The 23,394-nt window shown below is 61.3% G+C and carries 21 protein-coding genes and 1 tRNA gene; 8 read left to right on the top strand and 14 right to left on the bottom strand.

Annotated features, from left to right (window positions below):
- Nucleotides 1-10 precede the first annotated feature (10 nt).
- Genes pstC through phoB form a run of 5 tightly spaced genes read left to right on the top strand, consistent with a single transcriptional unit; the run spans nt 11 to nt 5,718 of the window.
- Entirely contained in the window at nt 11-1,702 is a 1,692-nt protein-coding gene (gene pstC / locus ACP154_RS02220) for a phosphate ABC transporter permease subunit PstC (protein WP_107711473.1), read from the top strand.
- Entirely contained in the window at nt 1,695-3,440 is a 1,746-nt protein-coding gene (gene pstA, locus ACP154_RS02225) for a phosphate ABC transporter permease PstA (RefSeq protein WP_421857261.1), read from the top strand. The genes pstC and pstA overlap by 8 nt, the downstream gene beginning before the upstream one ends.
- 13 nt (nt 3,441-3,453) lie before the next feature.
- Nucleotides 3,454-4,272 carry a phosphate ABC transporter ATP-binding protein PstB gene (pstB, locus tag ACP154_RS02230; RefSeq protein WP_107711475.1) on the top strand — a complete coding sequence of 273 codons (819 nt, stop codon included), beginning with the start codon at nt 3,454-3,456 and terminating at the stop codon, nt 4,270-4,272.
- A 37-nt stretch (nt 4,273-4,309) separates the two neighbouring features.
- Nucleotides 4,310-5,017 carry a phosphate signaling complex protein PhoU gene (gene phoU, locus ACP154_RS02235; protein WP_107711476.1) on the top strand — a complete coding sequence of 236 codons (708 nt, stop codon included), beginning with the start codon at nt 4,310-4,312 and terminating at the stop codon, nt 5,015-5,017.
- Nucleotides 5,018-5,031: 14 nt separating this feature from the next.
- Entirely contained in the window at nt 5,032-5,718 is a 687-nt protein-coding gene (gene phoB, locus ACP154_RS02240; protein ID WP_107711477.1) for a phosphate regulon transcriptional regulator PhoB, read from the top strand.
- A gap of 109 nt (nt 5,719-5,827) precedes the next feature.
- Here phoB and ACP154_RS02245 read toward each other — a convergent pair whose 3' ends face one another.
- The 7 genes from ACP154_RS02245 to ACP154_RS02275 form a co-directional block, all read right to left on the bottom strand.
- Entirely contained in the window at nt 5,828-7,030 is a 1,203-nt protein-coding gene (locus ACP154_RS02245) for an acetyl-CoA C-acyltransferase (RefSeq protein WP_421857258.1), read from the bottom strand.
- A gap of 35 nt (nt 7,031-7,065) precedes the next feature.
- Nucleotides 7,066-7,989 carry an SDR family NAD(P)-dependent oxidoreductase gene (locus tag ACP154_RS02250; RefSeq protein WP_421857256.1) on the bottom strand — a complete coding sequence of 308 codons (924 nt, stop codon included), beginning with the start codon at nt 7,987-7,989 and terminating at the stop codon, nt 7,066-7,068.
- A 95-nt stretch (nt 7,990-8,084) separates the two neighbouring features.
- On the bottom strand, nt 8,085-8,615 hold the full coding sequence (locus ACP154_RS02255) for a hypothetical protein (protein ID WP_421857255.1): 531 nt from the start codon (nt 8,613-8,615) through the stop codon (nt 8,085-8,087).
- 387 nt (nt 8,616-9,002) lie between these two features.
- A complete protein-coding gene (locus tag ACP154_RS02260; protein ID WP_421857253.1) occupies nt 9,003-9,272 on the bottom strand; it encodes a hypothetical protein in 270 nt (89 codons plus the stop codon).
- A gap of 77 nt (nt 9,273-9,349) precedes the next feature.
- Nucleotides 9,350-10,273, bottom strand: coding sequence for a M23 family metallopeptidase (locus tag ACP154_RS02265; RefSeq protein ID WP_421857251.1), 924 nt, complete (start codon nt 10,271-10,273; stop codon nt 9,350-9,352).
- Nucleotides 10,270-10,956, bottom strand: coding sequence for a hypothetical protein (locus ACP154_RS02270; RefSeq protein WP_421857249.1), 687 nt, complete (start codon nt 10,954-10,956; stop codon nt 10,270-10,272). Before ACP154_RS02270 ends, ACP154_RS02265 begins: the two co-directional genes overlap by 4 nt.
- A gap of 295 nt (nt 10,957-11,251) precedes the next feature.
- Nucleotides 11,252-11,322: transfer RNA gene (locus tag ACP154_RS02275), tRNA-Arg, on the bottom strand.
- A gap of 124 nt (nt 11,323-11,446) precedes the next feature.
- On the opposite strand from ACP154_RS02275, the gene ACP154_RS02280 reads away from it, so the two are divergent.
- Complete coding sequence (locus ACP154_RS02280; RefSeq protein WP_421857247.1) at nt 11,447-12,670, top strand: tyrosine-type recombinase/integrase; 1,224 nt, start codon at nt 11,447-11,449, stop codon at nt 12,668-12,670.
- 53 nt (nt 12,671-12,723) lie between these two features.
- On the opposite strand, the gene ACP154_RS02285 is transcribed toward ACP154_RS02280, so the two are convergent.
- From ACP154_RS02285 to ACP154_RS02305, 5 genes are read right to left on the bottom strand one after another with little or no spacing between them, the layout of a single operon-like run.
- Nucleotides 12,724-13,458 (bottom strand): M48 family metallopeptidase, encoded by a 735-nt coding sequence (locus ACP154_RS02285; protein WP_421857245.1) that lies wholly within the window; start codon nt 13,456-13,458, stop codon nt 12,724-12,726.
- On the bottom strand, nt 13,455-16,427 hold the full coding sequence (locus tag ACP154_RS02290; protein WP_421857243.1) for a type I restriction endonuclease subunit R: 2,973 nt from the start codon (nt 16,425-16,427) through the stop codon (nt 13,455-13,457). Before ACP154_RS02290 ends, ACP154_RS02285 begins: the two co-directional genes overlap by 4 nt.
- Nucleotides 16,424-17,704, bottom strand: coding sequence for a restriction endonuclease subunit S (locus ACP154_RS02295; RefSeq protein ID WP_421857241.1), 1,281 nt, complete (start codon nt 17,702-17,704; stop codon nt 16,424-16,426). The genes ACP154_RS02290 and ACP154_RS02295 overlap by 4 nt, the downstream gene beginning before the upstream one ends.
- Nucleotides 17,694-19,229 (bottom strand): N-6 DNA methylase, encoded by a 1,536-nt coding sequence (locus tag ACP154_RS02300; protein ID WP_421857239.1) that lies wholly within the window; start codon nt 19,227-19,229, stop codon nt 17,694-17,696. The genes ACP154_RS02295 and ACP154_RS02300 overlap by 11 nt, the downstream gene beginning before the upstream one ends.
- A 2-nt stretch (nt 19,230-19,231) precedes the next feature.
- Nucleotides 19,232-19,759 carry a hypothetical protein gene (locus ACP154_RS02305; RefSeq protein ID WP_421857237.1) on the bottom strand — a complete coding sequence of 176 codons (528 nt, stop codon included), beginning with the start codon at nt 19,757-19,759 and terminating at the stop codon, nt 19,232-19,234.
- Between the two features lie 182 nt (nt 19,760-19,941).
- On the opposite strand from ACP154_RS02305, the gene ACP154_RS02310 reads away from it, so the two are divergent.
- Nucleotides 19,942-21,465 (top strand): nucleotide-binding domain-containing protein, encoded by a 1,524-nt coding sequence (locus ACP154_RS02310; RefSeq protein WP_421857235.1) that lies wholly within the window; start codon nt 19,942-19,944, stop codon nt 21,463-21,465.
- A 10-nt stretch (nt 21,466-21,475) separates the two neighbouring features.
- The gene (locus ACP154_RS02315; protein ID WP_421857233.1) at nt 21,476-22,522 is read left to right on the top strand and encodes an SAVED domain-containing protein; all 1,047 of its coding nucleotides are present in this window, start codon (nt 21,476-21,478) and stop codon (nt 22,520-22,522) included.
- 328 nt (nt 22,523-22,850) lie between these two features.
- Here ACP154_RS02315 and ACP154_RS02320 read toward each other — a convergent pair whose 3' ends face one another.
- A complete protein-coding gene (locus ACP154_RS02320) occupies nt 22,851-23,027 on the bottom strand; it encodes a hypothetical protein (protein ID WP_421857231.1) in 177 nt (58 codons plus the stop codon).
- 117 nt (nt 23,028-23,144) lie between these two features.
- Nucleotides 23,145-23,309: a hypothetical protein gene (locus tag ACP154_RS02325; RefSeq protein ID WP_421857229.1), complete on the bottom strand. Its 165-nt coding sequence runs from the start codon at nt 23,307-23,309 to the stop codon at nt 23,145-23,147.
- Between the last annotated feature and the right edge of the window lie 85 nt (nt 23,310-23,394).

Below are 23,394 nucleotides of genomic sequence, written 5' to 3' on the forward strand. Positions count from 1 at the left end.
CGGTGGGTTCATGCAATCGTCTCTCTTTGCTGTGCTAGCGCTTTTGGTGCTGACAGCTATTGGATTTCTGGTCGGTCGTCGTCGCGCTGTCGCGGCGTCGAACGGGCGTGCGTCCTGGCTGCATTCCCTGCCCAATTACTACGGCTATTATCTCGCTTTATGGACCGGCTTGCCCGCGTTCATTCTGCTCGCAGTCTATGGCCTGTTCGGCGCGAACCTGGTCAACACGCTGGCCATGGGCGAACTGGAGCGCGAAGCGGCGCCGCTGATCCGTGAGTATGAAGCGCAAATCGCCCGTGACGCAGACTATCAGGCGCTTCTGGAAGAAACGATCCAGATTGAAGCCGAGGCCTTGTCCGCGCGAAATGAAATGTTTCGGGCGGAACGCGAGGGGGGCGATGCTGAGCGATATCTGCGGGCGCTCGGCGCGCTGACCGCCGAGCGCAACGCATTCGCCTCAGAACTCGAAACGCGCCGAAGCCTCATCGCAGCATCTGTGGCGGCGCGCGCGCCGCATACTGTACCCGGCGTCCGAGCCCGCGCGGGCTTTGAATACTGGCGCGCGCCGCGCGAACAGCGTGAACTGTTCATCGCCGACGCCCGCGCCCTGGCCTTCAATGAAGGCCTCGCCAGCCGCAACACCGAGAATGTGCGCGCCGCCGCATTGGCGCTCCGTCCCTGGGAAGACCTGTTTCGCTGGAGCGCGGCGGGCGTCGCCCTGTCCCTGGCGCTGGCGGGGCTGATCTTCGCCCGCACGCGCATCAAGGCGGACTTCCGCGCCCGCGACCGGGTGGAAGGCGTGGTCAGCCTGGCACTGATGATGACCTCGGCCATCGCAATCCTGACCACATTGGGCATCGTTTTCTCGCTGCTCTTTGAATCGATCCGCTTCTTCGCCTCCATTGACTGGCGCATTCACGAGTTCCTCTTCGGCCTTCACTGGAGCCCGCAAATCGCCATTCGCGCGGACCAGATAGGCCAGTCGGGCGCCTTCGGCGCGGTACCGCTGTTCGCCGGCACCGCCTTGATCACCCTGATCGCAATGATGGTCGCTGCGCCCATCGGATTGCTCTCCGCGATTTATCTGTCGGAATACGCCAGTCCCCGTATGCGCGCCTGGGCCAAGCCTGCGCTCGAGATCCTGGCCGGCGTGCCCACCGTGGTCTACGGCTTCTTCGCGCTGTTGACGGTGGGACCGTTCCTGCGCCAGTTCGCGCTGATGCTGGGCTATGAAGACGCGGTCACCCAGTCCGCCCTGTCCGCCGGCCTGGTGATGGGTGTGATGATCATCCCCTTCGTCTCCTCGCTGTCTGACGATGTCATCAACGCCGTGCCCCAGGCCCTGCGCGATGGCAGCTACGCCATGGGCGCCACCAAGTCTGAAACCGTCCGGCACGTGGTTTTTCCCGCCGCCCTGCCCGGCATTGTCGGCGCGCTGCTGCTCGCCGTGTCGCGCGCCGTAGGTGAAACCATGATCGTGGTCATGGCCGCCGGACAGGGCGCGAACCTGACGGCCAACCCGCTGGAATCCGTGACCACCATCACCGTGCAGATCGTCATGCTGCTGACTGGAGACCAGGAGTTTGACAGCCCCAAAACGCTCTCGGCCTTTGCGCTGGGACTGGTGCTGTTCGTCATGACCTTGATCTTGAACATCATCGCGCTGCGCGTGGTGCAACGCTTCCGGGAACGTTATGAGTAACCCGCCGTCCATACGCGATGTGGTTCAGGCACGCCTGGCCCGTCGGCATCGCGCCGAACAGCGTTTCCAGTTCTATGGACTGGCGGCGATCAGCGCGGCGGTGCTGTTCCTGGCGGTCTTGCTGGGCTCGCTGATCGTCCAGTCCGTGCCCGCCTTCACCGCGCACAAGCTCGTGCTGGATGTCGATATTCGTCCAGAGATCGCCGACCCGCGCGGAGACGCCAGCGAAGCCTCCCTGCGCTTGGGGTCTTACAACACGCTGATCCAGAACAGCCTGTGGGCCCAGTTCCCCGAAGCTGGCACCGTGAGCGAAATGCGTGAGCTTTTCGGCCTGTACAGCGCCGTGAACGCCGCACGCTTGCTCAATGAGGTCGTCTCCAATCCTGACGTCCTTGGAGAGACCATCCGCTTCACCATGCCTGTGTCCGACGATGCGGATCTCTACCTCAAAGGGCTCACCACCGAAGAGGCCTTCCTGCCTGGCGCAGCACCCTTAACCGTCACACAGGCGCGCGATGGCGGCCTCAGTCTTCGGTCCCAGACCGGGGCGCCGGTGTTCGACGTTTTCCTGGATATTGTGCGGGCGCGTCAGGATGACGCCATCGCTCAAGCGCAACGTCGGGCAGAGCGATCCGCCGCTCGGGCTGCTGAAGAGCTCGATGCAGATGCGCGCAACAGCCTTGAAGCTGAAGCCCAGCGCGCCCGCGATCTGGTTCAGGCGCTTGAGGCGGCGCGCTCGGACGCCGGCCCGGTGCAGTTGAACTCGCAAACAGCCTCCTTGATGCTGCGCGCCCAGGGCGGGGTTCTGCGCATTACCCAGTTGCAGCCCGATGGCCGCAGCGCACAAGGTGACTGGCTGATTGGCCCAGACGCGGCGCCTGAGATGATGGACACCTGGTCTCTCTGGGTCATTGAAACGCCCGCCATGGCCCGGCGCATCAGCGATCGTCAGATCGTCTGGGCGCGCGCGCTGAAAGAGCGCGGGCTGATCGAGAACGGGTTCAACACCACCTTGTTCACCAACGCCGACAGCCGCGAGCCAGAGCTGGCGGGCGTCGCCGGCGCACTGGCGGGCTCGGTGCTGACCATGATCATCACCATGTTCCTGGCGGTGCCGATCGGGGTCGGCGCGGCCATCTATCTTGAAGAATTCGCGCCCAAGAACCGGCTGACCGATTTCATCGAGGTGAACATCAACAATCTCGCCGCCGTTCCCTCTATCGTATTCGGTCTGTTGGGCCTGGCGGTCTTTATCAATCTGTTCGGGCTGCCCCGGTCTGCGCCGCTGGTGGGCGGCATGGTGCTGGCCCTGATGACGCTGCCCACGGTGATCATTTCTTCACGCGCCTCATTGAAAGCCGTCCCGCCCTCCATCCGCGAAGCCGCGCTTGGCGTCGGCGCATCGCGCACCCAGGCGGTGTTCCACCACGTGCTGCCGCTGGCCTTGCCAGGCATCCTCACCGGTTCGATCATCGGCCTGGCGCAAGCTTTGGGCGAAACCGCCCCTTTGCTTATGATCGGCATGGTGGCCTTTATCGCCGACCCGCCGACGCTGGGTCCTGCGGGCTTCACCGAACCGGCCACGGTCATGCCGGTTCAAATCTATATCTGGTCTTCAAGCGCCGAGCGCGCCTTCGAAGCGCGCACCGCCGCAGCCATTCTGGCGCTGTTGACGCTGCTGATCAGCTTCAACGCCGTCGCCATCTATTTGCGGCGCCGCTTTGAGAGACGCTGGTAAGGTGAACACACTGATGAAACCCGACTACGAAGCCCAGGGCGAGCCGACGCGCTATCACCCTCTGACAGCGCAGCTCCCGATCAAGGTGGCGACGCAAGACGTCAGCGTGCGCTATGGCGACAAGCCCGCCCTTGAAGGCGTCTCGCTGGAGATCCCGGATCGGGCGGTCACCGCCTGCATCGGTCCGTCAGGCTGCGGCAAATCCACCTTCCTGCGTTGCCTGAACCGGATGAACGACACCATCGACAATGCGCGCGTGGCCGGCTCCATCCGCATCGATTCAGAAGAGGTGAACGGTCGCAATGTGGACCCGGTGGTCCTGCGCGCACGGGTGGGCATGGTGTTTCAGAAACCCAACCCCTTCCCCAAGTCGATCTTTGAAAACGTGGCCTATGGCGCCCGCATTCACGGACTGGCGGAGACCAAGGCTGAGCTGGACGACATTGTCGAGACCAGCTTGATCAAGGCCGGGCTCTGGGATGAAGTCTCCGACCGCCTGCATCATCCCGGCACGTCATTGTCCGGCGGTCAGCAGCAGCGACTGGTGATCGCGCGCGCGATCGCGGTGAACCCCGAAGTCATCTTGATGGACGAGCCGTGCTCGGCGCTCGATCCGATCGCCACCGCGCGCATTGAAGAACTGATCGACGAGCTGCGAGAAAATTACACGCTGATCATCGTCACCCACTCCATGGCCCAGGCCGCGCGCGTGTCGCAAATGACCGCCTTCTTCCACCTTGGAAAGCTCGTCGAATACGGGCCCACCGAGGAAATTTTCACAAACCCGCTCGACCAACGCACGCAGGACTACATCACCGGACGTTTTGGATAAGCCTTACGCGGCAACGGACCTTTGAAAGGCCATCGCAATGAACACGACGCATAACGCGCCGCACATCGTCAAAGCTTTCTCTGAAGAGCTTGAACAATTGACCGCCGATGTGGCGGCCATGGGCGGTTTGGCCGAAAGCATGGTCAGGGACGCGCTGCACGCCGCGACCAGTCGTGACGGCGATCTGGCCGATGAAGTTCGCCAGCGCGACGCGCAAGTGGACCAGATGCAGCGCGATATCGAGAAGAAGATCATTCGCCTGCTCGCCCTGCGTCAGCCCATCGCCCAGGATTTGCGCGTCTGTATTGCGGCGCTGAAAATCGTGGCGGACCTGGAGCGCGTTGGCGATCTGGCCAAATCCATCGCCCGCCGGGTGCCTACGCTGAACGCGTCTGAACCCACCGCTCTCAACAGCGCCGTGGAGCGGATGGGACGGGTGGTTCAAAGCCATCTGCATCAGGTTCTGGACGCCTATGCGACCGGCGAAGCCAGCCGGGCTGTGGCCGTCTGGGAACGCGATGACGATGTGGACGAGCATTACAATGCGCTGTTCCGCGATCTCGTCACCGCCATGCGTGAAGACGGCTCGATGATCGAGCCCGGTGCGCACCTTCTGTTCATCGCCAAGAATCTCGAGCGTATCGGCGACCATGCCACCAATGTCGCCGAAGTAGTCCATTACCTGGTTACCGGGCAAGAGCTGACGGCTGATCGGCCGCGCGGCCCTCGTCCTGAAACGTCCTAGCGAAGGGGATCGCCATGCAACCGCATGTCCTGGTCGTAGAAGACGAAGACGCTCTGTCCGAGCTGCTTCAGTACAATCTGAAAAAAGAAGGCTTCCGGGTCTCCCTCGCCGCAGATGGCGAAGAGGCGATGATGCTGGTTGAGGAGCGCCAACCTGATGTGGTGGTGCTCGACTGGATGCTTCCGAAAATCTCGGGCATCGAGGTCTGCCGCCGACTGCGCAACCGTCATGAGACGCGCAACCTGCCGATCATCATGCTGACCGCGCGCGGCGAGGAAGCGGATCGCATTCGCGGGCTCGACACCGGCGCGGACGACTACATCGTCAAACCCTTCTTGATGAAAGAGCTGTTTGCGCGGGTCCGCGCCGTTCTGCGCCGCATCCGGCCGGGGCTGGCCGAAGACACCGTCAATGTGGGCGACATCACCATCGACCGGGTGGCCCACCGCGTGGTGCGAGCTGACACGGAAATCCATCTCGGCCCAACCGAATTCAGACTGCTCGACTATCTGATGCAGCACCCTGGCCGGGTGTTCTCACGCGAACAACTGCTCGACGCTGTGTGGGGCTCTGATGTTTATGTAGAGGCGCGCACCGTGGACGTGCATATTGGTCGCCTGAGAAAGGCGCTCAGCATCGGCGGCGAGCTTGACCCGATCCGCACGGTGCGGTCAGCCGGCTATGCGCTGAACGCCGTCTAGCTTCACTTTGACATACGGCGTCCCGGGAACTGCAGACCCTGAGACGTCGTTAAAAAGGCCGGCCTGGATCACCAGGCCGGCCTTTAACATTTTGGAGCGTTGCAGCGCCTTACAGCACTTCAAACAGGCCCGCTGCGCCCATGCCGCCGCCGACGCACATGGTGCAGACGACATATTTCGCGCCGCGGCGTTTGCCCTCGATCAGGGCGTGGCCGACCATGCGGGCGCCGGACATGCCATAGGGGTGACCGATGGAGATGGCGCCGCCATTGACGTTCAGGTTCTCATTCGGGATGCCCAGCTTGTCACGGCAGTACAGAACCTGCACGGCGAATGCTTCATTGAGCTCCCACAGGCCGATATCGTCCATGGTCAGGCCATTGGCTTTCAGAAGCTTCGGCACCGCATAGACCGGGCCAATGCCCATCTCGTCCGGGTCCAGCCCCGCCACGGCGATGCCGCGATAGGCGCCCAGCGGCTCCAGCCCGCGTTTTTCGGCTTCCTTGCCTTCCATCAAAACCGCAGCGGAACCGCCGTCTGACAGCTGGGAGGCGTTGCCCGCCGTGATGAACTTGCCTTGCTGGATCTGCTGACCATTGGCGAAGACCGGGTTCAGCGATTGCAGGTTCTCTAGCGTAGTGGACGGGCGATTGCCCTCATCCTTCTCCAGCGTCACTTCTTGCTTGGAGATCTCGCCCGTCGCCTTGTCCTTGACCAGCATGGTGGAGGTCAGCGGGACGATCTCGTCGTCAAACTTGCCCGCAGCCTGAGCGGCGGCGGTACGCTGTTGCGATTGCAGGGCGTACTCGTCCTGGGCTTCGCGCGACACGCCATAGCGCTCTGCGACGATTTCCGCGGTCTCCAGCATGGACATGTAAAGGTCCGGGCGGTGCTCGTTGATCCACGGATCAAAGGCCTTGTGGATGTTCATATGCTCGTTCTGCACGAGCGAGATGGACTCAAGACCGCCGCCGACAGTGACGTTCATGCCGTCTGAAATGATCTGCTTGGCGGCGGTGGCGATCGCCATCATGCCCGAGGCGCACTGACGGTCCATGCTCATGCCGGACACGGCGGTGGGCAGCCCGGCGCGGATCGCGGCCTGGCGACCGATATTCTGGAAGGTCGAGCCCTGCTGCATGGCGGCGCCGATGATCACATCCTCGATCTCGTCCGGCGCGACTTTTGAGCGTTCGACGGCGTGCTTGATGGCGTGGCCGCCCAGTTCCTGGGCCTGGGTGTCGTTAAACGCGCCGCGATAGGCCTTGCCGATCGGCGTACGGGCGGTGGAGACGATAAGCGCTTCACGCATGGTGAGGCTCCTTTGCTGGCGTTAAGGGAGTTGTCCTAGCCCAGGGCCAGGTCGAAATGCTTGGCGGCGTACTGGATGAATTTGAAGGTCTGGCGCGCGCCTTCTTCATACTCTTCCTGGCCATGATCAGAGGTGATCTTGTCCATATTGGCCAGGACGTTCTCCGCCGTCTGCTCTTCAGGCGGCAGATAGACGCCGGGCGTTTCATAAATCTTGGTGGCGGCGTACCCGCCGGCGCCGGCGCACAGAATGGTGCGGTCGGGCGCGTTTTCAGCGCACAGGGCGACAAGGCCCGCCGTCACGCTTTCCGGCGTCATCAGCTTGGCGGCCTCTTCAGGGATCAGCCCTTCGGTCATGCGGGTATGGGCGGTGGGCGACAGGGTGTTGACCTTGATGTTGTTCTTACGCCCTTCCAGATGGAGAACGTTCATCAGGCCCACAACCCCCATCTTGGCGGCGCCATAGTTGGACTGGCCGAAATTGCCATAGATTCCGGAGGATGAGCTGGTCATCACGATTCGGCCATACCCGGCCTCTTTCATGTGATCCCAGACCGCCTTGGTGCACACCACCGCCCCCCAGAGATGGACCTCCATCACGGCACGAAAGTCGTCGAGCGACATCTTGGAGAAGCTTTTGTCACGCAGAATTCCGGCATTGTTGACCAGGATGTCGACCTTGCCCCATGTCTCGCGTGCAGCGTCGACCATGGCGGCGACGTCTTCAGGCTGGGTGACGTTCGCGCCATTGGCGATGGCCTCGCCGCCAGCGGCCTTGATCTCCTCAACGACGGTTTCCGCCGCACTGAGGGATGATCCTGTGCCATCCACCGCGCCGCCCAGATCATTGACGACCACTTTGGCGCCGCGACGCGCCAGCTCCAGAGCGTGAGAACGGCCCAGACCCGCGCCCGCGCCCGTGACGATCGCTACGCGTCCGTCAAAACGAATATCGCTCATGGCAATATGCCTCCCTGATCAATCGGTCTTTTCGCTCATGCGAACCGGTTTTGATCAGGAAAGCAATTGCTGCGGCGCCGCGCAAGCTAGTTAAGCTATAAAAGAAATGCCGGTTCCGACACGGTGTCAAAACCGCTGCGGCTGATGAAGGCCTGAACCGAAGCTGCAGCCAGAGCCGCGATAAACGCCTGGTCAGCCAGCGGATGTCCGCCCTTGGACTCTCGGTTGACAGCGCTCCGCGCATCACCTTTGGAGCCTACATGACGCTCCCAGTCCTCGATCGCCAAATCAATCGCGGTCGGGTCCAGATTGATCGCATCCACACAGGCGGACAACCGCGCGCCGGTTGTGTGGCGCACATCCAGAACAATCTGCAATTTGAGCACTTCCTCAATCGGCCAGAGCCGCATACGTCCGCCATGAGGTCTGACGCCGTGCACCGCCTTGATATAGCCCAAGCGTTGCAGATGCCGCAGCACTCCGGTCGACACGGGACGATCCACCGCTTCGGTGATCACCTCGTCATCCGTGAGCAGTTTTCGCAATCGCCAATCGTAAACGAGCAAAGCCCCCAGAGCACCAGGGTCACGCAGGGTGAAATCCGTCCGTTCGGCGAAAGCTGGCATGTCTGCCCCCTATTTATCCAAGTGATGCCCAATACTGAATGCATATATTGAGTTCATCTAATAAATAGATTCGTCGAATTCTCTTAATGAACCATTTCCAGAATTCCTGAAGCATATGAAAATTACACCCAGAGCTGCGTCCAACTTGTTGATTTTCATGAGAAAGCCCTAGACAATTGAGCCCCCAGAGCGAGAAAAATATTTTACCTTTACGTGCAGGCGCTAGATTCGGACTTGCAATCCGCCCCCTGACCCATCCGAACAGAGAATCCGGCAGGTTATTGATTTCCCTGGCACTTTAACTGAAAGCGGCGGCAACCCAACTGATCTCGCGGGTCACAGACGTCATGCGACGGCCCGGCTCTCTGACCTGTTCACTGATTACATTCAGCGTGCTTTCGCCTGCCGCGCGCTGCGGCATAAACGGTGCGCCCGCAAGATCTCCGAGATCGCCTTCATCAGCCCGGCTCCATAGCCGGTGATGAGCCCGTCTGACATCTGCTGATGCGCCCATGGGCTTCGCCGATCATGCGAGCGCGCGTCTAAAGCGTTGCCCATCGGGCTGCAAGACACGGCGCGCCAAGGCTCGGCCTGTGACGCCGCACCCTCGATCGGGTTCGGATCCGTCTCAGCCTGACTTGAGAGCGCCGCCGCCATGTTTACCTCCGGATCACAGAGGCTTGGTGCGGACCCTCATTCCACGTGTGGATGCAGCAAGCATACGCGTCAGGCGCTTACCCGTGATCGCCCGCTGTTTCAGACAAGAGTCGCTGATAGCTGTCCACTAGCGCAAGATAGGGCGGAACATTCACATTCTGCAGGCCTTGGGGCGTCTGGATCGCCATCTTGATCTCAAAGTGTACGTGAATGGTAGTGGGCGTGCCGCCAAATTCATTCGACACAAACCCCAATCGCTCGCCTTTGCTCACGCTGTCTCCGGTCGCCACCTGCAAGCTGTGGCGTTGCAGATGAAGATAAGTGTAGCGAACGCCGTCCGGGCTCATCAGCCTGACGGAATAACTGCCGACAGACGTGATCACGCCGTCATCAGCGGCCACCGCCCAGTGCACCGCATCCTGACAGGTTGCAGGGCGGATATCCTGGCCTTGATGCCCCGTGCCGGACGGACAGAGCGGCGCTGAGTATGATCGTGTTTCGCAGAAATTATCGCGCCAGGCATAGGAATAGTTCTCTGACGCACACTGGCCGCCGCCGGGGCCCAGATAACCGCCATGCCCATAGACTTGAGAGTTGGCGTAGGCCTGTCCGGCCTCCATGGGAAAGCGCATGCCCGGGACATAATTGATCTGCTCGGTCTGTCCCGTCCCGCTGCCCGGCGTCAGAACGCCCGGCGGCATGAAAGAAAATGGGGCCCCGGCCGCATCAACGAGCGGCCCTTCCGGCTCAGGTTCAGGCTCTTCCGGTGGCTCGGCGGGCGGTTCAGCCTCTTCTTCTGGCGGCTCGGCCTCTTCTGCGGGCGGCGGGTCCTCCACCGCTGGCTCATCCTCTGATGCGTCTGCAGGTTCTGCTGGCGCATCCTGCGCAGGCGGCGTGTCAGGGACTGGCGCGTCTGAAGCGTGCGGCCAAAACACCAGCACCGCACCGCCGCAGATCGCGACAAGCAGGGCGAGCGCATAGTCGACCGCACGTCGGTTCATCCCGCCCCCTCCCATCCCCGGGTCCCGGGCATGATTTGCAGCGATTGCATCAGACCCTCGCCATATTCCGGCTCGACACAGCGGGCGTCCTGCTCGGGCGCGTCGCACTCGAGCGTGATGGAATAGGCTACATTATAGCGGTTGAAGGTCAGCTCCCGCCCTGACCGGGTGCGTGTCGTGCGATAGCCCTCAGGCCCCACCCCGCGCAGAAAGCGCGCGGTTCTCGCATCCTCGACCTGCGCATGGGCCAGCCGGGTGCCGAACACCTCGATGATCAGGCCCTCGCCCTGAATGGTGAGCGTATAAAAATCACCGCGCGCAAACAGTAAGACTTCAGCCTGACGCTCAAACCCAAGCGCCGCCGTATTTGGCGTCAAAATCGGCACTCGGGTGTCGTCCGCCTGGCTCGTCTCGTAATTGCGCGGCAGCACCGGAGCGCTGACAGCCCGCGCCGCGGTCAGTCTCCCGACGCTTCGTCTTTGGGCGACATCAGCGCGCACAGCCTCCCAATCCACCTCGGTCGAGACCGGCTGATCAGGCCGCGGCGCCTGTTGTTGGGGCTGGGCGAGACGGGCGGATTGAGCCGGCTGAGCGCTCTGGGCCTGCGCCGCAAATACAGCGCAAATGGCGAGACCAAGCCCCGCCATCACAGCTCCCAGACCTCGACTGCGCCCGTCAGACATACGCGCCTCCCAACACCAGAATATCAGATTTACCCTGAGTGTGGTGCGGCTTTTTCTGACCCAGCCCGCCTTCGGTGTGTTTCAACACTTTGTGGGTGACGCAAGAGACCGGCGCGAGCCAGGCCCAGCTCAGCAAACAAACGAGCCATTGGCTCAAGTTTAGCGCATCTAAGTGTTTTACGAGGAAGACAGCGCCTGAGCGGGCCAACGTCGAACCCGCAGGGTTCGCATACGCGACCGTCCGCCCCAAGCATGAGCGGAGATCAGTTGAGCGGACGCGAAGAAGAAGAAAAGGTGGCGCGCCGGGGAGGATTCGAACCCCCGACCCCCAGATTCGTAGTCTGTGTCAGACTTCCACCTGATCGCCCCAACAAACCCCGGACCGCCCCACAAGTCATTGTTCCATATTGGCTTTAGAAAGGCGGCGTGTTCTTCTTCACCCCATCAAGGGGCTGGTTTGCCCCACCCGCTCTGCTTCCACGGTGCTTCCATGGAAGCAGGGTTTGAGAACGACTTGGGATCAATGACGATGAAGAACAAACAGAGGCTGACCAATACGAGCGTCGCAAAGCTCGCCACCACCAGGAAGGACTACAAGGTCTGGGATAGCGAGTGCCCCGGATTATACGTCCGCGTCACGCCTGCAGGCTCGAAATCATTCGCATTCTGGTATCGTAACGAGAATGGCGACCAGCGATCCAAAGCCTTGGGCAAGGCGTCGATGATGAAGGTCGAGGAGGCGCGAAGAAAAGCGCGCAGCTTACGCGTAAGAGTCGATGATGGAGGCGACCCGTCTCGAGAGCGGTCAGATCGCATTCACGCACCCCGGATGATGGACCTCTGGGATGTCTATCTCGATCAACATGCGACCACGAAGAACAAACCCCGCACAGTTGAGGAAAACCGGCGTCTATGGCGGCTCCATCTAGAGCCACGCTTTGCTCGGGAGATGGTCGCGTCCGTATCAGTGGCGCAAGTGCGCGACATGATGGCCAAAATGAAAGAGACGCCCGGCGCGGCAAACCGCTCCTTCTCCCTTTTGTCCAAAATGTTCAATCTGGCGATTGAGAATGAGTGGCGTGCAGGCAATCCCTGCAAGCCCGTCAAGAAATACCCGGAGAACGCGGTGGAGCGGTATCTCACCCATGACGAGACATCACGCCTGCTCCGCGCCCTCAAAGAAGACGACAATCGCTGCGCTGCGACGATCCTGGAGTTTTTGTTGCTGACCGGCGCGCGCAAAGGAGAGGTCCTGGAGATGCGACGCTCTGATCTCGAAGGCCTCGGAACGGGACAGGCCGTGTGGACTGTCCCGGCTGGCCATCAAAAAGGCGAACGTCAGCAGCGCACAGCCTTGCGTCGACAGCTGTCACCTGAGGCCGAGGCTGTAATCGTTAAATGGTTGGAAGATTGCGACACACCATCATTGAGATGGGTGTTTCCCAGCCAGAAGACACCCACTCAACCGACCTCATGTATCAAGTCAGCCTGGAACCGTATTCGTAAGCGGGCCGGACTGGAGGATGTCCGGATTCACGACTTGCGCCATTCCTTCGCATCCTTTGCTGTGAATGCAGGCGCGCCTCTCTACGCCGTAGGTGCAGCCCTTGGTCATAAAGAGCTCCGGACGACGCAGCGCTATGCTCACCTGACTGAGGACACGGTCAGGGATGTCGCTAGCAAGGTCAGCGGCGCTGTGGACACGGCTCGCTAACAAACATTTAAATTTTACAGCATAGCTCGAAGTAACATCCACCATCTCAAATATCAGAAATAATACCTGTGCCCTTCACGCCGCAGCCTCTCCCGGGCGGCGTTCATGTCAGGATAGGTCGTTTCCAGCAGACGCCAGAAACGGCTTGAGTGATTGTGCTCGATGATATGGCACAGCTCGTGCGCTACGACGTAGTCCACGAGCGCAATAGGCGCCATCACGATCCGCCAGTTGAAGCGAAGCGTCCCCTCCTTGTCGCAGCTGCCCCACCGCTTCTGCTGGTTCGCTAGACGTACGGCCGGCATCTTCAGCCCGAGGCGATCACAGTATAGGCCCATTCGCTCTATGAGCTTCACCCTCGCGCGCTTTTCGTACCAGGCCCGTAGGCGACGCCGTACCGCGAGAGCTTCACCAGCGCCTCGTTCATCCGAACGCACCGGAACCTCGAAGATACCGCCCCGCAGGGCGGCTCCTCTCTGCGATGCATCTTCCGCTGAATAGATGCGAAGGCGATATGTCCGCCCGAGATAGCTGAAGGCCTCGCCGCTGACGAACTCTCGCGGCGGGTGAAGTCCGCCTACTTCTTCAAAGCCCGCATGTTTCTTGAGAACCCATTCGCGCTTGCGATCGATGAAGGCCCGGACCTCACGATCACTCAGCTCTGCTGGCGCTAGAACCTTGAGGCCATCTGCGCCGAATGAAAGCGCGATCGTCTTTCGACGGCTTGTACGCCGAACAGAAAGGACGATCTCCTGACCTCCAACGATGATGCGTTCGGACGCGCTCATTTCGTCATTCGCGCTCTGGCGACATCCATGATCTGCGCCGTCAGCTTCTCGATCGCCGGGGCGGCAAGTCCGGCTTCGCGAAGCTGACCTTTCACCGTTCGGCGCATCTGCCGCTTCACGTCTTCCTTGGCGTTCCAATCGATCACCGCAAGCTTTTCCAGTTCGCTCGTGACAGCAGTCGCCAAGCGCTCCTGATCGCTTTCAACATCATCGCCGAACAATCCGAGGATTGCGCCAGGCGTACCGGACAGACGCGTGCAGCCAACCCCTGACCCCGTAACGGCACCCCGCACTCCTTCAGCGATGCCCGAAAGCTCATCAAGGGCCGCTGCCGCGCTTACGCGTCCGGTGCGGCGGTCGTTGATCATCTGCTCAAGGCGTTCCCACAGTGAGGAGAAGACGGCCGGGTTCTCGTCGCGATGAACATGGATTTCATGCCGGATCGCATGCTCCATTTCACTCGCTCGCGCTTCATCCGAGGACAGACTCGCGAGATTGCGCTGAAAATCTGGCGACAAAATCGAGACGGGCGCGAGAATTTTCTCAACCCCATCCGATTTCAGGCTGGCCTCGACCAGTTCCCGAACCTTCGCGCCATAGTGCGCGTACTTGAGCCGTTCGTCGCGGTACCGTGCGCGCGCCTGCGCTCGAATGCCCGCGAGCCAGGCCAGGTCAGAATGGTATGGCTCTTCCAGTGCGGCGGGGTCGGGCAACACCATATCCACCGCTTCTGCGAAGCGTCTGAAGGCCATGTCGAATGCGGCCCGCACATCCTCGGAAGCGAGCACGGCTATGCATGCTTCCGCATCAGTGCGATCGACGCCGTCGAAATAGCGCATCGCCGTCCGATGTCGGTTGTGCATCAGCGAAATGCGATCCGCCAATGTGCTCAGCACTCCTGCGACATCCTCCTCGGAGAACATGTCGAGGGCTTCAGCGATCCGTGTGTTGTCGCCCCAATAGTCTACGACAAGGCCGTGGGTCTTCGACCCTGAGGGACCTGTCGCAGTCCGGTTCACACGGGCGATCGCTTGGAGAAGCGTATGCTCTCGCAGCGGGGCATCCAAGTACATAACCTGCTCGATCGGCGCGTCAAAGCCTGTAAGCAGCATATCGCACACAACGATGATCTTCAGCGGGTCAGCGGGGTCCTTGAACCTCGTAATAAGCTGATCGCGCTCGCGCGGCTTCGTGTGATGGGCCTTCAGCTTGGCGGTATCATTCTGGCTCCCGGACATGATAACGGCGCTCTCCGGTCCGCCTAGTCGCTGGATCGCTTCGTGGTAGGTCACGGCGGCCTCGCGACTGATGGCGACCAGCTGAGCCTTGAACCCGTTCGGATCGACCGTGGTCGCGAAGTGGTCCAGCAGGTCAGCTGCGATGTCATCAATCCGGCTCGGAAGCCCGGCTACCAGCTCAGCAACAGGTGTCTGCTTCTTCAGCTCGCGAAGTTGCTCCTCGTCCAGCTCCGGGAAGGCGGCTCGCAGCTCACGCTCCAGGTCGCGGCCCTCGATCCGCAATCGCGCATCGCGCATTTCGTAGTGGATCGGAACGGTCGCGCCGTCCCTCACAGCTTGGTCGATCGTATAGCGGTGGATTTCGTCGCCGAAGACCTGCCGCGTGCTCCGATCGCGTTTGTCGATCGGGGTTCCGGTGAAGGCGATCATGCAGGCCTTCGGCAAACCAGCGCGCATGCGAGCCGCCAAGCTGCTGTACTGCGTCCGGTGCGCTTCGTCAGCGAGCACGAAGACGTTCTCAGCGGTCGTGATCGGCTTCTTGGTGTCCGGAACCGCGGTGTGAAATTTGTGGATCGTGGTCATCACGGTGGGTCCGCCGCCCGTGGCGAGCACTTCCCTGAGATGTTCACCGCTTTCCGCCTGGATCGGGTCCGGATACTGGCAGTGATCGAACGTGCCGCTGATCTGGTCGTCCAGGTCGCTACGGTCTGTGACGATCACGATCGTCGGGTTTTCCGCCGCTTTCAGGCGACGCAGCCGGCTCGCCAGAAAGACCATCGTCAGCGATTTGCCCGAGCCTTGGGTATGGAAGATCACGCCACCGCGCAGGTCGGGCCTTTCAGCGCCAAGGATACGCTTCACGGCCCGCTCGACTGCGATGAACTGCTGATAGCGCGCGATCTTCTTGATCCGCACGCCGCGATCGATCTCGTAAACAACGAAGGTCCGCATCAGCTCAAGAAGGCTCTCCTTCCGGAACATGCTGGCCAGCAGCAATTCCTGCGGACGGGGCAGTTTGCCCAGTTCGGTTTTCAGCGCGTCGAGCGATAGCGGATAGGGTTCGTTCCATTCGGCCCAGTATTGCGGCGGTGTATTCGTCGTTCCGTATTTCGCCGCCGTGCCGCTCAGCGCCACGTGGATGTGGGCGTTCTCGAAGAGACGCGGCGCACCGAGACTGGAGAACTCGGCCTCACCCTGATAGCGGCGAAACTGTGTGATCGCCTCTTCAATCGGATCGGCCAAGCTCGGGGCTTTGCACTCGATCACGGCCAGCGGCAGGCCGTTCACGTATACGACCAGGTCCGGGATGATCGTCTCGCGCGCGCCCTTGACCCGGACCTGCCGCGCGAACTCGAACGTATTGTTTTCCAGATTGTCGAAGTCGATGAGGCGAGCCGTACGGTCTTTTCGTCGGCCATTCTCATCGGTGTGCGGCGCGGTTACCCCGAACGCGACCGCGACGTGGGCCGCTTGGTTGCGTTCAGTCAGGTCGACACCGGCGAGCCGGGTCACCGCGTTGATCACTTTCGCTTCGCCGGAGCTGTCGAGCCACGGGTTCAGCCGACGCACCGCTTCGCGCAGCCGTTCAGTCAGAACTGGCTCGGCCTCGCTGTCGCGCAACCCATTGAGGGCCGCCCGGTCGAGCGGCGTGTAGCCGAGCATGTCCTCAAGCAGAGCTGCGGCTGGCAGCTCGACTTCATTCAGCTCTTCGCTCCGGCGGGGATCGGTCATGACGCCTCTGCATGGTCCGTTGATGCGAGCCGCCGGATCGTCGCCCCGGGGAGGCGCACACGACCGGAAAGCAGCTCTTGAGCAAGCGCATCCTTTGAGGCCCGCAGGTCGTCCAGCGCGGTGCGTTCAGCGGCGATGCGCTGATCGAACGCTTCCCCGACATCGGCGATCGCCTCCTGCTCGTCGAAGGGCGGAAGCAGGATTTGCAGCTTCTTGAAGGTCGGCATGTAGATCGTCTGGTGTGTGCTGCCGGCCTGGAGCCGCTTCCATTCGCGACTCATATGACGGAACACCTGAAGCAGGTAGCGTGGCGACACTTTCGAACCGCAGACCCAATCAGCGAAGTCTTGGCTCGTCGCCATTGGGCGTCCAAGAATTGCGGCCTTCCCAACTGTCGCGGTGCGCGAGAACACGACCGTGCCTTCGGGCAACAGCCTTGCAGACGAGTGTTTCAGGCCGAGGTCGCCAATGGTCTCAGTCGTATCGAGGAGTCGCGGCGCGTCGAACCGATCGGTGTCCGCCAGCGAGACCCACGGAATGTCTCCCTCCCAATACTCCGGATGGTTCCGGCTCGGCGTGTGGCCGCTTTCCAGTTTCGCGTACTTGGTCAACTGGACGAGCCGCCAGTCCTTTGGGATCGCCTCCACACCTTCGGCGATCCGGCCCAGGACCCAATTCTCTTTCAGCGGCGTCAGCTCTGCCGCGTCCCCCTTCATTCCGAGCGTCAGGAGGCGTCGCATCGCATCGCGCTTGGCGCGTTCCAGTAATGTAATCGAGTTCTGGGCAGCCTGAAGTGCGTCAATCCCGGTTCTGATCGCCTGCGCAATGGCGCGTTGTTCAGTAACCGGTGGAGCAAGCAGCTTTGACGCAAGAAACTCATCGACCGGCACCCGGTTCGCCTTGCGTGATCCAATCGCTGAGAATTTGAAGCGGCCATAGAACGCTGGCCTAGAAACGCTTTGCAGGAGCCAGTCCGGATCGACTTCGCCCCGAAAATCGAAGGCGGGCAGATCAAGCGTCGACTCGAACCCGTCCAGGCTTTCCGGGACGATACCGAACGCTCCATTCAGTGCATCCAGCTTGCTGTAGATGAACTGACCGCTTCGGCGCCGGTAGTATTTCGTCGCGGCGCTCCCCCAAGTTTCACGCTTTGCGATTACTCCTTTTCCATATAACCGAACTGTCAATTTGCGGGCCTCGTCCCCAGCTCGCCCCGGAATCCGGCTTTCAGTGAGAAAGTCGCCAATGCTTCGGAGCTTCCACCCGTTAACCTCCATAGCCAAGCTCCTTCAGAAGGCTGTCCATTCTGGAGGCTGCCAAGTCACGAGCCTTCTCCGCCTGCCTCAGAGCGGCCATGGAAGCGTTAAGGTCGACCGGCTCTTCAGGCTCGAGCGTGTCAACATATCGAGCGATGTTCAGATTGAAGTCGTTCTCTTTAATTTCTTCGAGTTTAACCACTCGTGAGAACCGATCCTGGTCGCACCAGCTGGTCCACGCCGCGACGATCCGGTCAATGTTGTCGCGCGTCAGGATGTTTTTCTTGGGGCGCGCTTCGTACTCATTGGCCGCATGAACGAACAGGACCTTCTCCTTTCGCTCAGCCGGCTTGTCGCGATTGAGCAATAGGATCGCCGCCGGGATGCCGGTCCCGGCGAACAGGTTTTCGGGAAGCCCGATCACCCCTTCTATCAGGTCATGTTCCAATAGACCTTGGCGGATGCGCCCGTCACCGGAGCCGCGGAAAAGCACGCCGTGGGGCATGACGATGGCGGCGCGGCCATCAGACTTGAGGGTGGCCAGCATGTGCTGGACGAAAGCCAGGTCCCCTGCATTTTTCGGCGGAAGGCCGTAGGGGAAGCGACGCCACTTGTCCTGGGACCCGTTCTTACCCGGAATGTCGTCCGCGCCCCACTTGTCGAGACTGAACGGTGGGTTCGCGATGACGCGGTCGTAGAGCATCAGCGACCCATCGGAGTCCAGGAGCTGCGGGTTTCGGATCGTGTCGCCCTTCTCAACCCGCACATCCGGCAGGCTGTGGAGCAACAAGTTCATTTTGGCAATCGCCCACGTGCCGAGGTTCTTTTCCTGACCGTGCAGCGTCAGGTTCAGAACGCCCTGCTCGCCGAGTCTGAGGCCGCGCTGTTCCAGAATGTATTCGGCCGTCTGGACCAGCATGCCGCCGGAGCCGCAGGTCGGGTCGCAGATGCGCATACCTTCCTCAGGCTCCAGCAGTTCAACCAGGAGCCGGACCACGGTGTGCGGTGTGTAGAACTCCCCACCCTTCTTGCCGGCGTCATCGGCGAATTTGTCGATCAGGTATTCGTAGGCGCGACCCAGAATGTCAGGCTCTAAGAGGTCCGCGTTCTTCAGCGAGAGCCGCGAGAAGTGGCGGATCAGCTGGGCAAGGACGTTGTCGCGATTCTTCTGATCGCCGAGCCGGGACTCGCTGTTGAAGTCGATGTTCACCAGCACGCCTTCGATCGACGGATTGGCGTCCTCCAGCGCAGCGCAGGCCTTGTTCAGCGCTTCACCGATGTCAGAGCCTTGCTTCAACAGCTCAGACCAGCGCGCGCGCTCGGGCACGAAGAACTGGTGCTCATCCGGATCGCTCCAGGCGATGTCTTCATCAAGGCCATCCGCGATCAGCTCCAGCGCTTCTTCCTCGAAGCGGTCGGACAGGCGCTTAAGGAATAAGAATCCAAAGATGTAGCCCTTATAGTCGGCGCTATCGATCGAGCCGCGCAGGATGTCCGCGGCGGACCAGAGGTGGGCGTTCAATTGTTCACGGGTCAGCTCAGGCATGGTCAGCGCCCTTTCATGTCGGAGAGGAGGTCTTGGCGAACGAGGTCGAGCGCCAGGTTTCGTCGTACGTGGGCGCTTTCCAGCGCCGCGTCGTAACCCGCTTCGGCCAGCTCCACGAGCTGCGCGTATGTGGCGGTGTTCAATAGGTCCGGTATTTCCAGCTGTGCTAGGTCTTTGGCGCTGAGCGAGAAAACGGTCGCTCTGCCGCGTGACAGACCTACAAGGAAGTCGAGGTATCGGCGCGATGACAGGATCGCGTACAGAGGCCCCGAAAGCTCCGGCTTCGTCCGCACGATAATGAGGTTGGGTCCGACGCCTGTACGGACGCGTTCGCGAACCCATGCCACGCGCGGAGCCACGCCCTTGGCCGCAATTAGGATGTCGCCAAGCTCAGGCGCGTGTTCGCTCGCAGCCTCCATGGGCGGCAGGTCTACTAGCCGACCGTCGGAGAGATTGCCGGCTCCCAGGACAGCCTCGCCCCCCTTCGAGGCGCGCCCCGAATGGATGATTGCTATTTCATCGAGCCGCATGGCCGCTCCGATCGTCAAATCGCCTTATCATGGGCGGGACCCTACGCGGCACGCCCCGAACAAGTCAATACACATCGTAGCGCTCTACAAGTTTTTCGTTGGCGCCTACTTGACGGTAGGCGGTCCGCCTCCCACGTTGGCTGCGATGCCCGGTAGCATCGACACACGTGAAAAGAAGGCACATGACCCATTCGTACGACCCAGAGGCCTTCCTTCAGGCCTTGGTGGAGCAGATTCAGGTGCCGCGCTCGCGGTACGAACAGGCCGAGAAGAGCTACAACGCCGTCGGCGACCACTTGAACCGAGACGGCGGCCCGCTCGCTCAACACGATCCACAAATGTACGTGCAGGGGTCGTTCAGGCTGGGCACTGCGGTTCGCCCGGCCAATGACGGCGATGAATACGACATCGACCTCGTCTGCGAGCTTGACCTGACGACACGGGATGTAACGCAAGAGCGGCTGAAGCGCGCTGTCGGCGATGATATGCTCGCCTACACGCTCCGATATGGGATGAGCCCGCCGAAAGAGTCGCGGCGGTGTTGGACGCTCAACTACGCGGACGGCGCTCAGTTTCACCTAGACGTGCTGCCCGCGCTCCCAGACTCATTTCGGCAGCGCCTGCTTCTGGAAGAGCACGGTCACGACAGCGCCCTTGCTGACACGGCGATCGCGATCACTGACAACGAAACGCCCGAATACAAGAACTACACGGGCGAATGGCCCCGCAGCAATCCGAAGGGATACGCGGAGTGGTTCAAGCGCCAGATGGGGACGCTCTACGAACAGAGGCGCAATGCGCTCGCCCTGGAAGCTGTTGCGAAGGGTGAAGTGGAGGATGTGCCGGCCTACCGAGTGCAGACGCCGCTGCAACAGCTGGTGCAGCTGCTCAAGCACCACCGCGACCGGTGTTTCGCTGACAGTGACGGCGACCACAAGCCGATCTCAATCATCATCACGACGCTTGCGGCACACGCTTACAACGAGGAAGCGACGCTGGTCGACGCGATCCGTAACGTGCTCCCGCGTATGCCGGACCCGGACTTGATTGAAGACCGCGACGGCGTGCCATGGGTGGCGAACCCGACGAACCCCGACGAAAACTTCGCCGATCGCTGGGCGACCCATCCCGAGCGCCAGCAGGCTTTCTATGACTGGCACCAGCGCGCGATGAACGACTTCCAGGCAGTTCTGAACGCTGGCTCTCGCGAGGAAGCGCTCGCCGCCCTACAGGAGCGTGTGAGCGAGCGGGTCCGGAAGGCAGTGGCGGAAGAGCGACCGCGAGCGTCAGCTGGCTTGCAGCGTCTGAGGCGGCTGACCAACAGGCAGGCCAAGCAGCCGCCTTGGCCGGTCGGGCGCAGCGGACATGTCGGTATCACCCATGTTGAGGTGTCCAGCAACGGCTACCGGGATGAGAACATCGGCAGCGACGGCAAGCCGTTGTGGAAGAATTCAAAGCTGAACTTTGTTGCCGAAGCCGACATCCCACACCCGTTCGATGTGTATTGGCAGGTGATCAATACCGGCACTGAAGCAGAAGCCGCAAACGATCTACGTGGCGACTTTAATACGGGTGTCGTTACGCGCGGCGCGCTGACCCATCGTGAGCGTACTCTCTACAGCGGGCCGCACAGTATCGAGTGTTTTGTGGTCAAGGCCGGCTACTTGGTCGCGCGCAGCGGCCAATTCATCGTGAACATCAGGTAGGGACAGCACCATGAAAGACTGGATCGACCTCGGACATCGGATTGCGAACGGTATGTTCAGCCCCCATCGCCTGCTGGTCAGGACGGGGTTGGTGTTGGCCGCGTTGGGCGGTGGAGGCATTGGCTTCCAAGCCGTTGTCGGCGGAGTTTCCTTTGGGCTCAGCACGGGTAGCCCCCTTACTTGGCTGTCGGTCATGCTCGCGCTCTCTGGTGTGATCATGATCGCCGGTGGAAGCATCGCCGCTTTAAGGAATGCAGATAGGCGACGAGTGTTCGCGCTTCAGGTGCTCGGTCTGCGAAGCGTCCCGGACGCGCCGCTTGTGAACCGCGTTCCAGCGAGGCTTCAAGGGCGCCGCGAACCGTGGCCGCTCGATCTGCGTGATCCCCTCCAGGATGGGATGATGATCGATCCTCTTGCTGCGGCGAACGAGATACGCACCGTCCCGTCAGGGATGCGGCAGCGTGCGAACGGACGCGACCCGGGCGATACTTCTTTCGTTGTGGCCGGACTTGCTCCAGTGCCGCTCTTAATGCTGCTAGGCTACGAACTGGACGATGAGTTCGAAGTGACGGTGATGGACTGGGATCGGTCCAAAGAGCGGTGGTTCGAGCCGGCACGTGGAGGCGACACGCTAGCCATCGCGACCGAAGGACTCGACGAAATCGAGGAGGGCACACGCGAGGCTGCGGTTTCGCTCTCTGTTTCGTATGGGATCAGACCGGAAGATGTTGTGCGCCAGATCGGCGATTTGCCCCACGTCCGTATCCACATGCCCCACACCAGCGCCAAATGGCGTGACGAGCAAGAGCAGATCGCGCAAACATGGTTCGACGCGCTCAAGACCCTGCAGGCGCGAGGAGTAGACAGAGTTCACCTATTCGTCGCTGCGCCCGCAAGCCTCGCGATCCAGCTCGGCCGCCGCTACGATTGGCGCAATCTGCCAAGCGCGCGCGTCTACCAGTACGATCGCGATGCAGCGCTTCCGTATCCGTGGAGTTTGGCGCTTCCGCGGCCTGGCGAAGCCCCTGTGGTGCATCATCACTCCGGCGCAGGATGATCAGGGGTATGGCGCTCTTCAACCCGTGAGGCGTCGGATTTCAAAGATCGATGACCAGGACTCCGCATGTCGAATTTCGATAAGGCAAACTTATACACCGCCAATCCTCGCCAGACGCTCACAGGGGCGCGAGGCGTGGTTCGGCATGGTGACCAGCGGACGACTTCACGGCGCGCGCCTGCGACCGCCAGGGAGCGAATGGCGACGTGTTGGATGAGGGTGTCAGGCTGAAACCGCCGACAAGCGGTGAACTTGGGGCCAACAATTGTCATACTTGAGCCAGAACGAGTTGATGACCGGTTTGAGGCCAACCCACTCCAAGCCAGGCCTACGTGAACAGCTTCGCCCGTCCCGCCGGACCGATCAGCATCAAAGACATGATGCGGTCATGGTCTTCGGTCATGTGCTCGCACGTCATACCGGCGTCCCGGATCGCTTGAATGTGCCGGAACTCGGCGGGCGTCACGATCCGCGAGAGCATTTCGAGGTAGGGCTGCGCCTTCACGCCCTTCTCCCGCGCGTACTGCTCGACCCACAGCGGAAAGAGCTGTTCGAGCGGCGTGGTCGTCAGCCGCGCGATCCCCTTCAGGGCGTGGAGGGCGACGCGGGTCTTTCCAGTCTTCTACATCGCCACGATGTTCGAGCGCTCATAGCCAAGCTCGGCAGCGATCTCGGCATTGGTCATGCCGGACAGTTCGGCAAGGCTCTCGTTCAGCCATTCTGCGAGCGCGTAGCTCGTGCCGGTATTCACAGAGGTTTGTGGGCGGCCGGGGCCAGTTTTATTCATGGTCTCTCCTTCGTCCGTTGATCCGGACGCTTGAAATCGCGTCACGAAGGAGAGTGTATTGATGATGAGCAGGGTGTCTCGTGGG

It is taken from the genome of Oceanicaulis sp. (assembly GCF_965249665.1).
Taxonomy (GTDB): domain Bacteria; phylum Pseudomonadota; class Alphaproteobacteria; order Caulobacterales; family Maricaulaceae; genus Oceanicaulis.

What these genes read in the sequence shown, in the direction of transcription:
- pstC (WP_107711473.1), top strand. Translation starts at nt 11, where the DNA reads ATGCAATCGTCTCTCTTTGCTGTGCTAGCGCTTTTGGTGCTGACAGCT.
- pstA (WP_421857261.1), top strand. Translation starts at nt 1,695, where the DNA reads ATGAGTAACCCGCCGTCCATACGCGATGTGGTTCAGGCACGCCTGGCC.
- pstB (WP_107711475.1), top strand. Translation starts at nt 3,454, where the DNA reads ATGAAACCCGACTACGAAGCCCAGGGCGAGCCGACGCGCTATCACCCT.
- phoU (WP_107711476.1), top strand. Translation starts at nt 4,310, where the DNA reads ATGAACACGACGCATAACGCGCCGCACATCGTCAAAGCTTTCTCTGAA.
- phoB (WP_107711477.1), top strand. Translation starts at nt 5,032, where the DNA reads ATGCAACCGCATGTCCTGGTCGTAGAAGACGAAGACGCTCTGTCCGAG.
- ACP154_RS02245 (WP_421857258.1), bottom strand. Translation starts at nt 7,030, where the DNA reads ATGCGTGAAGCGCTTATCGTCTCCACCGCCCGTACGCCGATCGGCAAG.
- ACP154_RS02250 (WP_421857256.1), bottom strand. Translation starts at nt 7,989, where the DNA reads ATGAGCGATATTCGTTTTGACGGACGCGTAGCGATCGTCACGGGCGCG.
- ACP154_RS02255 (WP_421857255.1), bottom strand. Translation starts at nt 8,615, where the DNA reads ATGCCAGCTTTCGCCGAACGGACGGATTTCACCCTGCGTGACCCTGGT.
- ACP154_RS02260 (WP_421857253.1), bottom strand. Translation starts at nt 9,272, where the DNA reads ATGGCGGCGGCGCTCTCAAGTCAGGCTGAGACGGATCCGAACCCGATC.
- ACP154_RS02265 (WP_421857251.1), bottom strand. Translation starts at nt 10,273, where the DNA reads ATGAACCGACGTGCGGTCGACTATGCGCTCGCCCTGCTTGTCGCGATC.
- ACP154_RS02270 (WP_421857249.1), bottom strand. Translation starts at nt 10,956, where the DNA reads ATGTCTGACGGGCGCAGTCGAGGTCTGGGAGCTGTGATGGCGGGGCTT.
- ACP154_RS02280 (WP_421857247.1), top strand. Translation starts at nt 11,447, where the DNA reads ATGGAAGCAGGGTTTGAGAACGACTTGGGATCAATGACGATGAAGAAC.
- ACP154_RS02285 (WP_421857245.1), bottom strand. Translation starts at nt 13,458, where the DNA reads ATGAGCGCGTCCGAACGCATCATCGTTGGAGGTCAGGAGATCGTCCTT.
- ACP154_RS02290 (WP_421857243.1), bottom strand. Translation starts at nt 16,427, where the DNA reads ATGACCGATCCCCGCCGGAGCGAAGAGCTGAATGAAGTCGAGCTGCCA.
- ACP154_RS02295 (WP_421857241.1), bottom strand. Translation starts at nt 17,704, where the DNA reads ATGGAGGTTAACGGGTGGAAGCTCCGAAGCATTGGCGACTTTCTCACT.
- ACP154_RS02300 (WP_421857239.1), bottom strand. Translation starts at nt 19,229, where the DNA reads ATGCCTGAGCTGACCCGTGAACAATTGAACGCCCACCTCTGGTCCGCC.
- ACP154_RS02305 (WP_421857237.1), bottom strand. Translation starts at nt 19,759, where the DNA reads ATGCGGCTCGATGAAATAGCAATCATCCATTCGGGGCGCGCCTCGAAG.
- ACP154_RS02310 (WP_421857235.1), top strand. Translation starts at nt 19,942, where the DNA reads ATGACCCATTCGTACGACCCAGAGGCCTTCCTTCAGGCCTTGGTGGAG.
- ACP154_RS02315 (WP_421857233.1), top strand. Translation starts at nt 21,476, where the DNA reads ATGAAAGACTGGATCGACCTCGGACATCGGATTGCGAACGGTATGTTC.
- ACP154_RS02325 (WP_421857229.1), bottom strand. Translation starts at nt 23,309, where the DNA reads ATGAATAAAACTGGCCCCGGCCGCCCACAAACCTCTGTGAATACCGGC.